The sequence below is a fragment of the Neomegalonema perideroedes DSM 15528 genome (genome assembly GCF_000374145.1).
In the GTDB taxonomy this organism is placed as follows: Bacteria; Pseudomonadota; Alphaproteobacteria; order Rhodobacterales; family Rhodobacteraceae; genus Neomegalonema; species Neomegalonema perideroedes.
This window is the reverse complement of the sequence record NZ_KB893654.1, coordinates 650,774-663,198: the sequence shown is the minus strand read 5'-3', so window position 1 is coordinate 663,198 and position 12,425 is coordinate 650,774. Positions and strand designations below refer to the sequence as shown.

Sequence of the window (12,425 nt, the reverse complement as noted above, 5' to 3'; positions counted from 1 at the left end):
GGGAGGAAGCCATGAGCCTGAAGGGCAAGAACATCTTCATCACCGGCGGCAGCCGGGGCATCGGCCTCGCCATCGCCAAACGCGCCGCCGCCGAAGGCGCGCGGATCGCCATCGCCGCCAAGACCGACAGGCCCCATCCCAAGCTCGAAGGCACCATCCACACCGCCGCCGAGGAGATCCGCGCGGCGGGCGGCGAGGCTCTGCCGATCCTCTGCGACATCCGCGACGAAGCGGCGGTGAAAGCCGCCGTGGACGAAGCCGCCGCCGCCTTCGGCGGGCTGGACGTCCTCGTCAACAACGCTTCGGCGATCAGCCTGACGCCGACCCTCGCGACGGACCCCAAACGCTTCGACCTCATGATGGGCGTCAATGCGCGCGGAACCTTCATGACCACGCAGGCGGCGCTTCCGCATCTGCTGAAGGCCGAGAATCCGCATGTGCTGACCCTCTCGCCGCCGCTGGACCTCAATGTGGGCTGGTTCAAGAATCATGCGGCCTATTCTCTGGCGAAATACGGCATGAGCCTGCTCACCTTGGGTTGGGCCGGAGAATATCAGGGCAAGATCGCCTTCAACTGCCTCTGGCCGCGCACCACCATCGACACGGCGGCGGTGCGCAATCTGCTCGGCGGCGCGGAGATGGCCAGTCAGTCGCGCAAGCCCGAGATCCTCGCCGACGCGGCGGTCGCGGCGCTGAAGAAGCCCGCCCAGAGCTTCACCGGCTGGTTCCTGCTCGACGACCTCTTCCTCGCCGCCGAGGGCGTGACCGATTTCGCGCCCTATTCCGTGACTCCCGGCGCCGAACTCTTCCCGGATTTCTTCGTGCCCCATGACGCGCCCTCCCCCGAAGCCGCGAAGGGGATGATCGGCTGGCGGGCGCAAGGTTTGAAATGAAGCGAGTCGGCTGAAAGTCGCGGCGCGAGAGGCCGGACGCCGCATTGCGATCCGCGCCGAGACCGCCTAATTTGCCCGCGTCGAAAGCCGGAGAGGGAGCCAGATATGTCCGACCACGACCACGCCGCCCATCATGAACATGGGACCATGCAGATCGCCGAGCAGGAGCGCACTTATGGCGGCTTCGTGAAGGCCTGCGCCATCGTCATCGGGATTTCGTCCTTCATTCTGCTCTATCTGGCCGCCTGCGTGGCCTGAGGCCGCGCCATGGCCGAGGAAAGCCCCGCGCTGATTCCCGAATTGGACGTGAGCGATCTTGATCGGTCGCTCGCGGTTTATCTGGGCGCGCTGGGCTTTTCGCTGCGCTACGCCCGGCCCGAGGAGCGCTTCGCCTATCTGACGCGCGGCGCGGTCCATCTCATGCTCGAAGAGGCGGCGGGGCCGGGGCGACGCTTCCATGAGGCGCCTCTGGAGCGGCCTTTCGGGCGCGGGATGAATCTCCAGATCCGCGTCGAGGACGCGGCGGCGCTTTACGAAAGCGCCCGCGCGGCCGGTCTGGAGATCCGCCTGCCTCTGGAGGCGCGCTGGTATCGCCGGGGCGCGGAGGAGGCGGGGAATCTGCAATTCCTCCTCGCCGATCCCGACGGCTATCTTTTGCGTTTCTTCAGCGATCTGGGGAGCCGCCCGCTCGCCGCATCCTCCATTCAGGACTCCGCCATGCCTTCCGCCGGAATCACGCCCGAACTCGCGCCCGAAAGCTTCCCCGAGACCTCGCCTGAAGCGCGGGTCAAACGTCTGAAGATCCGGGCCTGGCGGCGCGGCATCCGCGAGATGGATCTGATCCTCGGCCCCTTCGTCGAGCAGGAGGGCGACGCGCTCTCGGCCGCCGAGCTGGACGCGCTGGAATCGCTGATGGAGATCCCGGATCTGCTGCTCTACGACTGGTTCAACGGGCGCCAGCCCCCCGAGCCGCCTCATGACGGGCCGCTTTTCCTGCGCATCCGCGCCTATATGGCGGCGGGCGGCGCGGAGATCTCGCGCGAATAAGGCTTCATCCGGAGGAAAAGCTTGGTGCGGGTGGTCGGGGTCGAACCGACACTCCTTTCGGAACCGGATTTTGAGTCCGGCGCGTCTACCAATTCCACCACACCCGCACAGGCGAGGCCGGGCCGCAGCCCCCTCGAAACGCCCGCGCATATTAGGGATTCGCAAGGCGCCGTCAATGCGAAAACGCCGCCTTCCTCGGGCTATTCGGCGGGCGGCGTGAGCAGAAAATGGCCATGGGCCGCCGCGATGGGATTCTCGCGCGTCTCCTGCCACGCCTCGACCCAGAAATTCGCCACCCGACGCCCCTGACGCAGAATCCGCGCGCGGGCGTAGGCGTCCACGGGGCGTCCGGGACGCAGATAATCGATGGAGAAGTCGATGGTCTTCGGCGCGAAGATCCGGGCGGAAGGCGGATCGCGGCCTTCCTGCTCGGCGGCGTCGAGCCGGGGCTGAAGCCGGCTCCACGTCACTTGCGTCATGGCGGCGATCTCCAGAAAGGCGCCGACCGCTCCGCCATGCAGAGCCTTCTTGATCGGATTGCCGATCAGGCTCGGGCGATAGGGCAGAACCGCCGTGAGTTCGTCGCCGCGCCGCTCGAAGCGCACGCCGAGAAAGACGATGTAAGGGATCTCCTGCGCCAGAGCCTGCAAGGCGGCTTCGCGGCGGGCCTCGCGGAGCTGAGCCTCCTCAAGGATCGGGGGGGCGGTCATGGGGCGGCTCCCTCAAGGATGAAGGCGGCGGTGGCCGTGGCGATGGGTTTGTCCTCGGCCTCGGGATGATAGGCCGTGGCCTGCACGAAGGCCACGCTGCGCGTGGCGCGATGGCAGCGCGCGCGGGCGACCACCTCGCGGCCCGGCGTGGCGGGGCGCATATAATCGATGCGCAGATCCAGCGTGGCGGCCGAGGCGGGGCGCGTCCGCGAGAGCATCGCCGCCAGACCGCAGCAGGTGTCGAGCAGCGTGGTGATGAGCCCGCCATGGATCACGCCGGTCTCCGGGTCTCCGACGAGCCGCGGATCATAGGGCGCGCGCATCACGGCGTGGTCGGTTTCGGCCTCCAGAACCTCAAGGCCCAATTCCGCCGCGTGAGGCAGAGCCGTGATCAGCCCGAGGGCGCCGTTGAAGGAATCCTTCAGATCGCTGGGTTCGGTCATGCGCCCATCTCCTTGCTTCGCGACGCAGCATAAGGGCCTTCAGGAGAGAGTGGCAATCCTGACGTGAGGCGGAGAAGGAAGGAAAGCTCTTTCCACTCCGCCGGGCGGGGCTTAGCCTTCCGGCGCCCTTTGAGGAAGGAGAGCGATCATGCGTCCCGGACCGCGCAATCTCATCACCGACGTGGCGGGCCTCAAGGTGGGCTCCGCCGAAGACGCCGCCCTGCGCAGCGGCGCGACCGTGCTGACGGCGGAGACGCCTTTCATCGCGGCGGTCCATGTGATGGGCGGCGCGCCGGGGACGCGGGAGACGGATCTCCTCGCGCCGGATAAGCTCGTGACCCATGCGGACGCTCTGGTTTTGTCGGGCGGCTCGGTCTTCGGGCTGGATGCGGCTTCGGGCGTCGTGGACGGCCTGCGCGCCATGGGCCGGGGCTTCGCGGTGGGACCGGTGCGGGCGCCCATCGTGCCGGGGGCGATTCTCTTCGACCTGCTCAACGGCGGCGATAAGGATTGGATCGAGAATCCTTATCGCGCTTTGGGCCGCGCCGCTCTGGAGCGGGCGGGCGAGGATTTCGCGCTCGGCTCGGCGGGGGCCGGATTCGGCGCGCTGACGGCGGATTTCAAGGGCGGGCTCGGCTCGGCCTCCTGCCTTCTGGAGAGCGGGCTTACGGTGGGGGCTCTGGTCGCGGTGAACAGCCTCGGCTCGACGGTGGTCGGCGAAGGGCCGGAGTTCTGGGCGGGGCCTTGGGAGATGGCGGGCGAATTCGGCGGGTTTCCTCCGGCGCGGCGCTTCGATCCGGGCTTCGAGCCCTCGCCGACGAAGCGCCAAGGCGAGGCGACGACCATCGCCGTGGTGGCGACGGACGCCGCCCTCACGCAGGCCGAGGCTCTGCGCATGGCGACCGCCGCCCATGACGGCATGGCGCGAGCGATCTCGCCGAGCCACACGCCTTTCGACGGAGACCTGATCTTCGCGGCCGCGACGGGCGCCCGCGCGCTGAAGGAGCCGGATCGGGACAGGTTTTTATTAGGCCATGCGGCGGCGGTTTGCCTGTCGCGGGCCGTGGCGCGGGCGATTCATGAGGCGCGGAGTTTTCCGGGCGATCTTCAACCCTCTTGGCGAAGCCGTTTTGAAGCGAATCCGTGAAAAAACGCGCCGCCTGACGCATTGCCAAGCCGCGCCGGATGCCCTATAGCTTCGCGCAGTCGCGCACCCATAGCTCAGCTGGATAGAGCGCTGCCCTCCGAAGGCAGAGGCCAGGGGTTCGAATCCCTTTGGGTGCGCCAATCTTTTCAAAGACTTGATAGCCCTCCCCAAAAATTCGCCCATGTTTCGCCCATGGTTGAGCGATTCAGCGGCTGGCCTTCAAGAAATCGGACGCCGATTCGGCCGCTCCGCGCAGATGATTGCGACTCCGAGAAGTCTCATCGCCGCATTCAAGATCATCTCCGCGCGGCTTCGCATCCTCAAAAACCGAGGCGCGAGGCTCTGAGCGGCGTGAAGAATTGAAAAGCGGAGGGGGTTTCAAATTCAGCCGAGATGCTGAAGCTTTGAAATCTGGTGCCGCAGAAGGGACTCGAACCCCCGACCCCATCATTACGAATGACGTGCTCTACCAGCTGAGCTACTGCGGCGCGGGGCGGACCATATGAGGAGCCCGCACGCCGCGCAAGCGAAAAAACGCCGCCCCCCGCGCCTCCGGCCTTTCGGTCGCGGAATTCCCGCAGGCCCTCCCGAAAAGACGAAGGGGAGCGGCCTGAACCGCTCCCCTCCCTTCGCTCACGGCCCTCGGCCGATGTCCGCGCCTCAGGCCGGTTTGGCCTCGGGGCCGCCCTCCGGTTTCGGAGGCACCGGCACCAATTCGCTTCCCGGCGCAGGGCGCTGCGGCGCAGCGTCCACGACCGTCGCCGAGCCCTGCGCGGGCGGAGCCGCGCCGCGACGGCCGCCTTCCTCCAGCAAAGGCGCCATGGCCGCCTCCAGAGCATGGGCGTCCGCCACCGGAGCCGCCGGAGGCCAAGTCCAGTGGAAGCTGTCGAAGCTTCCGCATTGCGGGCAGCAGCAGACCCAGCGCGGCGCCGTCAGGCCGCAGGATTCGCAGGTCCAAGCCGCGCGCGGCGCCTGAACCGCCCGCGCCAGCCATTGACGCAAATCGCTCTCCGGCGCGCCCTCGGCGCGGGCCACGGCGCCCATCAGCGCGAAGACCCGCGCCCCCGGATGATTGACCTCCATGCCCGCCAGAGCCTTGCGGGCGGCGGGCGCGTCTCCGGCGGCCAGCGCCAGCTCCGCCGAGAGCAGCCGCGATTCCGGATGCTCGGCGTAGCTCTTGATCAGCCGCTGAAGGCGCTTGCGGCGCGTGTCGGGCGGATCGTCCGGCGCGAGGGCGGCGTAGGCCTCCGCGAGATCCGGATGCGGCGATTGCGCCCAAGCCGCCTCGATATGGCGGGCGGCCTCGGTCTTCTCCTTCTCGCCGCCGTCGGCGAGGAGCCGCGCCGCCAGAGCCGCCGCCGGAGACAGCCCCGGCGCGATCTTCAAAGCCGCGCGGGATTCGCTCAGCGCGCGCGTCTTGTCGCCCGCGAGGTCGGCCTCGACGCCCTCGGCCAGATGCAGAGCCGCCTCGCGCCGCTTGCCGACCGCCTTCGGGACCGCGCCCGCGAGGACGCTCGCCGCGAGGCTCTGACGCGCCTCGCTCCATTCATGGGCCGCGACCTGCGTGTCGAAGGCCGCCGACAACACCGCCGGATCGCGCGGACGCAGCTCCACGGCGCGGCGCGTCAGCTGAAGCGCCTTGGCCGTGTCGCCCGAGGCCGCCGCCTGAGCCGTCAGCCCGCGCAGGCCCGCCAGCTCGGTGCCGGGCGACTCCAGCATGGCTTCGTAATATTGCCGGGCCTCGTCGGCGTTGCCGGCCAAGGTCTGGGCGCGGGCCTGCACGAGGCGGGCGAGGCTGCGGTCTTTGCGGTGATGCAGCAGCTTTTCGGCCTTGCGCGCCTCCTGAAGCGCGGATTTCGCGTCGCCGATCTCCATGGCCGCGAGGCCGCGCGTCACGGCCTCCACGCCCTTGGCCTCGCGCTGACGCTCCAGCGCCTGAGCCGCCAGACTCGGCCCGAAGAAGACGAGCCGCAGCAGACGCACCAGAACGTAAAAGCCGATCCCCCCGAGCAAAAGCCCGAGGATCAGCAAAGGCGCCTGAACGTCGAGGATCCGGTCGCCGACGGTGAGCGAAGCGCCGCTCACGTTCTGGCGGACCCAGAGATACCCCCAGCCCGCCGCCCCGGCGAGCGCGAAGATCAGAAGGATGCGGAAAATAAGGCGAGGCATGGCGGCTTCTTCCCTGAGGAATGTGGAGCGGAGCGGCTGATCATTGAGCGCTGGGAGCGCTGGAGGCGCCGGGAGCGGTCAGCAGGTTCCGGCGCAGACGCGCGAGGCTCTCCTCGACGTTGCGCCGCGCCTGCGCGCCCTGCAGCCATGAAGCCATGCCCTCGCGGGGCGCGGCCTGCAAGAGATCCAGCTCCGTCAAGGCGCTGTTCAGATCGCCCTCGCCCAGCCGCGCGCGGGCGCGGGCCAGAATGGAGGCCGTGTCCACGCCGGTCGATTCGGCGGTGCGCCGCACCGAAACCAGCGAAGAGAAGGCGCCGCCCAGCTTATCGCCCAGAGCCTCGGATTCGCGGGCGCGGGCGGCCTGTTCGGCGGCGAGCGCCGCGCGCTCGGCGGCGTCGTAGCTCGCGAGCAGCGTGGCCATGGTCGGCGCGCCCGTGCGGGCGTAGATCGCGAGGGCCGGATCAGGCTCCACGCCGGAGAGGCGCTGAAGATTGGCCAGCTGCGCCGCGAAGGGCGCCGAGCCCGCCGCCACGCTTTGCAGATCGGCGGCGGCCACCGCGGCGGCGGCCTCCACGCGCACCGCGTTGGCGGCGGAGGCGTCGGCCTCCACCTTGTCGAAGCGGGCGGCCAGCGCGTCGAGATCCTCGCGCGAGGCCAGCGTCTCCAGATCCGAACGATTGGCGAAGCCGAAGCCTTCGAGATCGGCGGCGGAGAGCGCGGGCGCCTCCGGCTCGGGCGCTTCGGCGGCGGCCTCCTGACGGGCGGCCAGCTCGTCGAGCCGGGCGCTCAGAGCAGCCAGCTCCTCGGGCGAGACCGAAGGCCGCGCCCCCACGGAGGCCTCGGCGGCCTCGACGCGGGCGCGGACCTCGGAGATGTCGTTTTGAAGGCTCGTCCTCAGGGCGGCGGGGTCGAATTCTCCCACCCGCGCCTCCAGCCGCTGGAGCCCCGCGACGGCCGCGGCGGCGTCGGAGGCGGCGCGCAGGCTTTCGGCGCTCGGGGCGGCGGGGGTCTCCTCGCCGTTTCCATTGGCGAGGGCCGCGGCGATCTCGCCGGTGAGGGCCTCCACGCGGGCCTCAAGGGCGCCGAGGCGGGAGCCCGCTTCGGCGGAGAGCTTCGGCTCCGCGAGGGCGGCGAGCTTCTCGTCCACCGCCGCGAAGCGCGCGGCGCCGCTTTCGCCGACCTGCGCGAGGCGCGTCTCCACCGCGTCCAGCCGCGCGGCGGCCTCTTCCGGGAGGGCCGCAGGCGCGGAGGAGGCGGCGTTGACGCTCTGGACCACGGCGGCCTGCTGCTCGGAGAGCGCCGAAAGCGCCTTCTCCAGAGAATCGAGCCGTTCGGTCAGGGCGGCGATTCGCGGCCCGGCCTCGTCGGTCTTGGGCAGGCCCGCCACGGAGCCCTCCAGCGCGCTGAGTCCGCCCGCCATGGATTCGACCCGCGCGTCGAGGGCGTCCACCCGTCCGGCGGCCTCGTTGAGGGCGTTGCTCTGCTGGTCGAAGAGCGCGACGCGCTGGCCCAGATCGTTCACCTTGCGCTCGGTCTCGGCGGCGCCGGTGAGCTTGGGCCCGACCCAGAAGGCCAGCAGCGCGCCCGCCACAAGGGCGCCGACCGCCGTCAGGGCGGTCTTCATCCCGCCCCCGCCGGAGGAGCCGGAGCCGGGCGAGGAGCCTGAAGAGGCGCCGCCGGAGGAGGCGGGGGAGGCGCCCGACGCGCCGCCCGAAGCGGAGGTTGAGGTCACAGGCTTCTCCGTCATGGGTTTTCCGGTCGTGGGCTGCGCGGACGCGGACTGCGCGGAGGCGGATTGCGCGGGGGCGGGCTTTTCAGGCCCGGAGCCGAGGGGCGGAGCGGGCTCCGCGGCCGCGTCGGCGGCCTCGGCGCTGGTTCCGGCGGCGTCCGCTTCGGTCACCCGATAAACTCCGTCCTGGCCGATGGACACGTCCTTGAAGGCTTCGGCTTTCGGCTTTTTGGGTTTGCCTTTGGGATCGGCCATATTTCACGCTCCGGTTGACGTCCGACTCTCATAGGGTGAACGCGCCTGAAGGGCGCGCATCAACCTAGACCAGCAAGGCCCTTGGGCCAAGATTTTTGCGCTTTCGGAGAGGGTCCGGAGACGGAGGGGCTCACCCCAAGGCCGCCAGAGCCCCGAGCATATGGGCTTCGTCGGGTCGGGCGGCGCAGACGAGCGCGCGAAAACCCAATCCCTCCAAAGGCTCCGCCGCCGCCGCGCTGATCGCCGCGGCGATCAGCCCCTCCAGCGCGCAGGGCGGCGGCCTGAGGGCCGCGAAGGCGCGGGCGGCGCTCGGAGCGTGGAAAAGCGCGGCGCGGAGCCCTTCGGCGCGCAAGGCCGATTCCGGAAAGCGCGTCAGAGGCCGGGTCCGGTAGAGCGGAATCCGGACCACCCGCAGCCCGAGACCCGCCAGAGCCCCCGGCAGATCCCCCGCCGGCGCCTCGGCGCCGAAATGCAGCGCCGGGCCCGCCTCAGGCCGCAGCCGCGCCGCCAGATGAAGCGCCAGACTCCGGACGTCTCCCCCGCCCTCCTCGACATGGGCGAAGCCCGCCGCCCGCGCCGCCGAGGCCGTCGCGGCCCCCACCGCATGGACGGGAAGCCCGCGGAATCCGCTTAAAGCCGCGAAGCGCCGCAGCCCCTCGGCGCTGGTGAAGATCAGGGCCTGAGCCGCCTCCAGATCCAGAGCGCCCGCGGCCAGTCCCGGATCCGGCAGAGCCTCGATGCGGGTGAGCGGGAGACGGATCCCCTCCCAGCCCAGCGCCTTCAGACGGCGCAGGCTGCGCTCGGCGGCGGCGCCTTCCGGGCGCGTGAGCAGGACGCGCCGCCTCATGAGAGGCTCATGGGGGCTCAAGGCGCGAAGAAATCCGGCCCGCCATGGGCCTTGAGGATCTCGCCCGCCCGGCGGCCCATGGCCTCGCCCTCGGAGGCGGCGCCCTCCAGCATGACGTGATGGCGGATCCGCCCGTCGGGAGTCAGGATCTCGCCCTCGAAGCGCAGGCGCTCGCGGCCCTCCTCGCCCCCGACCCGCGCCAGCCCCGCCAGAGGCGTGCGGCAGGAGCCGTCCAGAGCCGCGAGGAAGGCCCGCTCGGCGGCGACCTCCAGCCCCGTGCGGCGGCAATGCAGCGCGCGCATCAGCTCCGCGAGTTCGGCGTCCTCGGCGCGGATCTGAAGCCCCAAGGCGCCCTGCGCCACGGCGGGGAGCATCCCCTCGACGGGGCCGCGCGCCAGATGCGCCAGCCCCAGACGATTCAAGCCCGCCATGGCCAGATAAGTCGCGTCGGCGGCGCCTTCCTCCAGACGCTTCAGCCGCGTCTGGACGTTGCCCCGCAAAAGCGCCACCTTGAGATCCGGCCTCAGGCGCAAAGTCTGGGCCTGACGCCGCAGGGAGGCCGTGCCGACCGTGGCGCCCGGAGGCAGATCCGTCAGGCTGGCGGCCTTGGTCGAGACGAAGGCGTCGCGCACGTCCTCGCGCGGCGGATGGGCCGCGAAGACCAGGCCCGCAGGCGTCTCGGTGGGGGCGTCCTTCATGCTATGCACCGCGACGTCCGCGCGGCGCTCTAAAAGGGCCTCCTCGATCTCCTTGGTGAACAGCCCCTTCCCGCCCGCCGCGTTCAGCGAACGATCCTGAATGCGGTCGCCCGTGGTGGTGAGCGGCAGGATCGTCACCAGCTCGGCCGGAACCCCCGCCTGCGCGCGCAGACGCCGCGCCGTCTCCTCGGCCTGAGCCATGGCGAGCGGGCTGGCGCGCGTGGCCAAAACAAGCGGACGGGTCCAGAGGGCGGTCATGGGCGGGCCTTTAGCGAGATTCCGGATTGACGGCGGGGGCTTTCCTTGCGCCTTGCGCCGCTCTATCAGAGGCGGGGAAGCCTGACAATGAAAGGAGCCTTTCATGGCGCCCCTCACCGTTCTGGGGATCGAATCCAGCTGCGACGAAACCGCCGCCTCTCTGGTGCGCGGCGAAGTCCCGCAGGAGGGCGCGCCGAAAGCCGAAATCCTCTCCAGCGTGGTCTATGACCAGATGGACCTTCATGCGCTTTATGGCGGCGTGGTGCCCGAGATCGCCGCCCGCGCCCACGCCGAGAAGATCGACCGCGCCGTCGAGGAGGCTCTGCGCAAGGCGGGCCTCACGCTGAACGAGGTCGACGCTCTGGCCGTGACCGCCGGGCCGGGGCTGATCGGCGGGCTGATCGCCGGAGTCCTCGCGGCTCAGGGGATGGCGCTCGGGGCGGGCAAGCCTCTGGTGGCGGTGAACCATCTCGAAGGCCACGCCCTGACGGCGCGTCTGACCGACGGGGCGGCTTATCCTTATCTCTCGCTGCTGGTTTCGGGCGGACATTGCCTTTTGGGGATCGTGGATGGTCCGGGGGCCTTCACGCGGCTCGGCGCCAGCCTCGACGACGCCCCCGGCGAAGCCTTCGACAAAACGGCGAAAATGCTCGGGCTCGGGCATCCGGGCGGGCCCGCCGTGGAGCGCGCGGCGCAATCCGGCGATCCGGCGCGCTTTCCCATGCCGAGGCCGCTCATCGGGCGCCCCGGCTGCGACTTCTCCTTTTCGGGACTCAAGACCGCCGCCCGCATGGCCCGCGACTCGCTCGCGGGGGCGCCGAGCGAACAGGACAAAGCCGATCTCTGCGCCGCTTTCCAAGCCGCCGCCGCCGAGCATCTCGCGCGCCAGAGCGTCAAGGCCATGAAGCTTTTCGCGCAGAGGCGCCCCGCAGCGGCGCCCGCTCTGGCGATTTCGGGCGGCGTGGCGGCCAATGGCGTCGTGAGGGCGCATCTCCTCGAAGCCTGCGCCGCCCAGGGCTTCGCCTTTCACGCCGCGCCGCTGAGTCTCTGCGGCGACAACGGCGCGATGATCGCCTGGGTCGGGCTGGAGCGTCTGGCGGCGGGATTTCCGCCGTCTCTGGCGGCCAGACCCCGCGCCCGCTGGCCGCTCGACGAACAAGCGGCGCCTCTGGTGGGCGCCGGACGCAAAGGCGCCAAAGCCTGAAGTTTCATCATCAAGGAGGAAAATCCGATGCTCTACGCCGTGATCTGCAAGGATAAGCCGAACTCGACGCCCCTGCGCGACGCCACGCGCCCGACCCATCTCGACTATCTGCAGAAGGACGGGCTGAGCAAAGGCAGGCCGGTCTTCACCGGCCCCATGCTCGGCGCCGACGAGGCGACGCCCATCGGCAGCCTGATGGTCGTCGAGGCCGAAAGCCGCGCCGCCATCGAGGAATGGGCCGCCGGAGACCCCTACGCCAAGGCCGGGCTTTTCGAGAGCGTCGAGATCCGGCCCTTCCGCAAAGTCATCGGCTGAGGATGCAGCGGCGTCGGAGTTTTCGCGCAAGAGACGGGAAAGCTCCGACCCCGCGCCCCGCCGAACAGGCGGGGCGCCGCCTCAAGCCCATCTCTCCGCCGAACAGGCGGGGCGCCGCCTCACGCCCATCTCTCCGCCGGAGGCTCAATCCTCCAGAAGGGCGAGCCATGATCCGGAGGCGACGGCCAGCATCCCCTCGCAATAGGTGGCGAATCTATAATTGAATCCTTCCTGGTCCACGCTCAGAACCGCCAAATTCAAGAGCTTCCACTTTTCATTGATGCGCTTTTGAGGGTTCGCCGATTGAGAGCCGAGGGATTCGGAGCCCATGGCGAAGCTGTCGAGGGCGAGGAGCACCTTGGGAGGTCTGGGGAAAGGCTTGGAGAACGTCACGCGCTGATTGACGATCCCCCGATAGAGATCTTTCTCGCATTTAGCGTTCAGCATTTCAGGAATCTGCCCTGAATAGATCTGTAGAGCTCCGCTTTCGAAGCGCCGCTCCTCCAGAGCCGCGACTTTCGCCTCAAGCGCCTGCAGACGCTGGACGAGCCCCGCCCCCGCATCCTGCGCCAAGGAGGGCGCGCTCCCTGAGGCGACCGCCAAAAACCCCAGCAAAACCGACGCGCGCGCAGAATTCGGAAATCTTCTCTTCTTCAAAAGCATGATCGTCGTTCCTCGCCCGAAGATGGAGACTCCGCGAGCTTAAACGA

At 69.6% G+C, this 12,425-nt stretch carries 13 protein-coding genes and 3 tRNA genes; 7 read left to right on the top strand and 9 right to left on the bottom strand.

All coding sequences use genetic code 11. From position 1 onward, the window contains the following. Positions 1–11 precede the first annotated feature (11 nt). The 3 genes from B161_RS0110330 to B161_RS20080 all read left to right on the top strand — a co-directional run bounded on the left by B161_RS0110330 (position 12) and on the right by B161_RS20080 (position 1,940). The gene (locus tag B161_RS0110330; RefSeq protein WP_018633320.1) at positions 12–893 is read left to right on the top strand and encodes an SDR family oxidoreductase; all 882 of its coding nucleotides are present in this window, start codon (positions 12–14) and stop codon (positions 891–893) included. A 105-nt stretch (positions 894–998) separates the two neighbouring features. Further along, complete coding sequence (locus B161_RS19235; RefSeq protein WP_018633319.1) at positions 999–1,151, top strand: aa3-type cytochrome c oxidase subunit IV; 153 nt, start codon at positions 999–1,001, stop codon at positions 1,149–1,151. A 9-nt stretch (positions 1,152–1,160) separates the two neighbouring features. After that, positions 1,161–1,940, top strand: coding sequence for a succinate dehydrogenase assembly factor 2 (locus tag B161_RS20080; protein WP_018633318.1), 780 nt, complete (start codon positions 1,161–1,163; stop codon positions 1,938–1,940). A 22-nt stretch (positions 1,941–1,962) separates the two neighbouring features. Here the strand turns inward: B161_RS20080 and B161_RS0110315 are convergent. The 3 genes from B161_RS0110315 to B161_RS0110305 all read right to left on the bottom strand — a co-directional run bounded on the left by B161_RS0110315 (position 1,963) and on the right by B161_RS0110305 (position 3,093). Continuing rightward, positions 1,963–2,047 (bottom strand) — tRNA-Leu (locus tag B161_RS0110315). Between the two features lie 93 nt (positions 2,048–2,140). After that, positions 2,141–2,650 (bottom strand): PaaI family thioesterase, encoded by a 510-nt coding sequence (locus B161_RS0110310; protein ID WP_018633317.1) that lies wholly within the window; start codon positions 2,648–2,650, stop codon positions 2,141–2,143. Then, positions 2,647–3,093, bottom strand: coding sequence for a PaaI family thioesterase (locus B161_RS0110305; RefSeq protein ID WP_018633316.1), 447 nt, complete (start codon positions 3,091–3,093; stop codon positions 2,647–2,649). Before B161_RS0110305 ends, B161_RS0110310 begins: the two co-directional genes overlap by 4 nt. A 148-nt stretch (positions 3,094–3,241) precedes the next feature. Here B161_RS0110305 and B161_RS0110300 point away from each other — a divergent pair, with 148 nt between their 5' ends. Both B161_RS0110300 and B161_RS0110295 read left to right on the top strand, forming a co-directional pair. Next, positions 3,242–4,240, top strand: a complete 999-nt coding sequence (locus B161_RS0110300; protein ID WP_018633315.1) for a P1 family peptidase — start codon at positions 3,242–3,244, stop codon at positions 4,238–4,240. A gap of 63 nt (positions 4,241–4,303) precedes the next feature. After that, positions 4,304–4,380 (top strand) — tRNA-Arg (locus B161_RS0110295). A 272-nt stretch (positions 4,381–4,652) separates the two neighbouring features. Here the strand turns inward: B161_RS0110295 and B161_RS0110290 are convergent. The 5 genes from B161_RS0110290 to hemC all read right to left on the bottom strand — a co-directional run bounded on the left by B161_RS0110290 (position 4,653) and on the right by hemC (position 10,196). Beyond that, a tRNA-Thr gene (locus B161_RS0110290) sits at positions 4,653–4,728 on the bottom strand. 172 nt (positions 4,729–4,900) lie between these two features. After that, positions 4,901–6,409, bottom strand: coding sequence for a heme biosynthesis protein HemY (locus B161_RS0110285; RefSeq protein ID WP_018633314.1), 1,509 nt, complete (start codon positions 6,407–6,409; stop codon positions 4,901–4,903). A 40-nt stretch (positions 6,410–6,449) separates the two neighbouring features. After that, positions 6,450–8,393, bottom strand: coding sequence for a COG4223 family protein (locus tag B161_RS20205; protein WP_018633313.1), 1,944 nt, complete (start codon positions 8,391–8,393; stop codon positions 6,450–6,452). Between the two features lie 130 nt (positions 8,394–8,523). Continuing rightward, a complete protein-coding gene (locus B161_RS0110275; protein ID WP_018633312.1) occupies positions 8,524–9,240 on the bottom strand; it encodes a uroporphyrinogen-III synthase in 717 nt (238 codons plus the stop codon). A gap of 17 nt (positions 9,241–9,257) precedes the next feature. Then, a complete protein-coding gene (hemC, locus tag B161_RS0110270) occupies positions 9,258–10,196 on the bottom strand; it encodes a hydroxymethylbilane synthase (protein WP_026310353.1) in 939 nt (312 codons plus the stop codon). 103 nt (positions 10,197–10,299) lie between these two features. Between hemC and tsaD the strand changes: the two genes are divergently transcribed. Together tsaD and B161_RS0110260 are read left to right on the top strand one after the other, a co-directional pair. Next, positions 10,300–11,400, top strand: a complete 1,101-nt coding sequence (gene tsaD, locus B161_RS0110265) for a tRNA (adenosine(37)-N6)-threonylcarbamoyltransferase complex transferase subunit TsaD (protein WP_018633310.1) — start codon at positions 10,300–10,302, stop codon at positions 11,398–11,400. 27 nt (positions 11,401–11,427) lie between these two features. Further along, positions 11,428–11,715, top strand: a complete 288-nt coding sequence (locus B161_RS0110260; protein WP_018633309.1) for a YciI family protein — start codon at positions 11,428–11,430, stop codon at positions 11,713–11,715. 144 nt (positions 11,716–11,859) lie between these two features. Here the strand turns inward: B161_RS0110260 and B161_RS0110255 are convergent, their stop codons facing one another. Further along, a complete protein-coding gene (locus B161_RS0110255) occupies positions 11,860–12,288 on the bottom strand; it encodes an H-type lectin domain-containing protein (RefSeq protein ID WP_157755605.1) in 429 nt (142 codons plus the stop codon). Positions 12,289–12,425 lie beyond the last annotated feature (137 nt).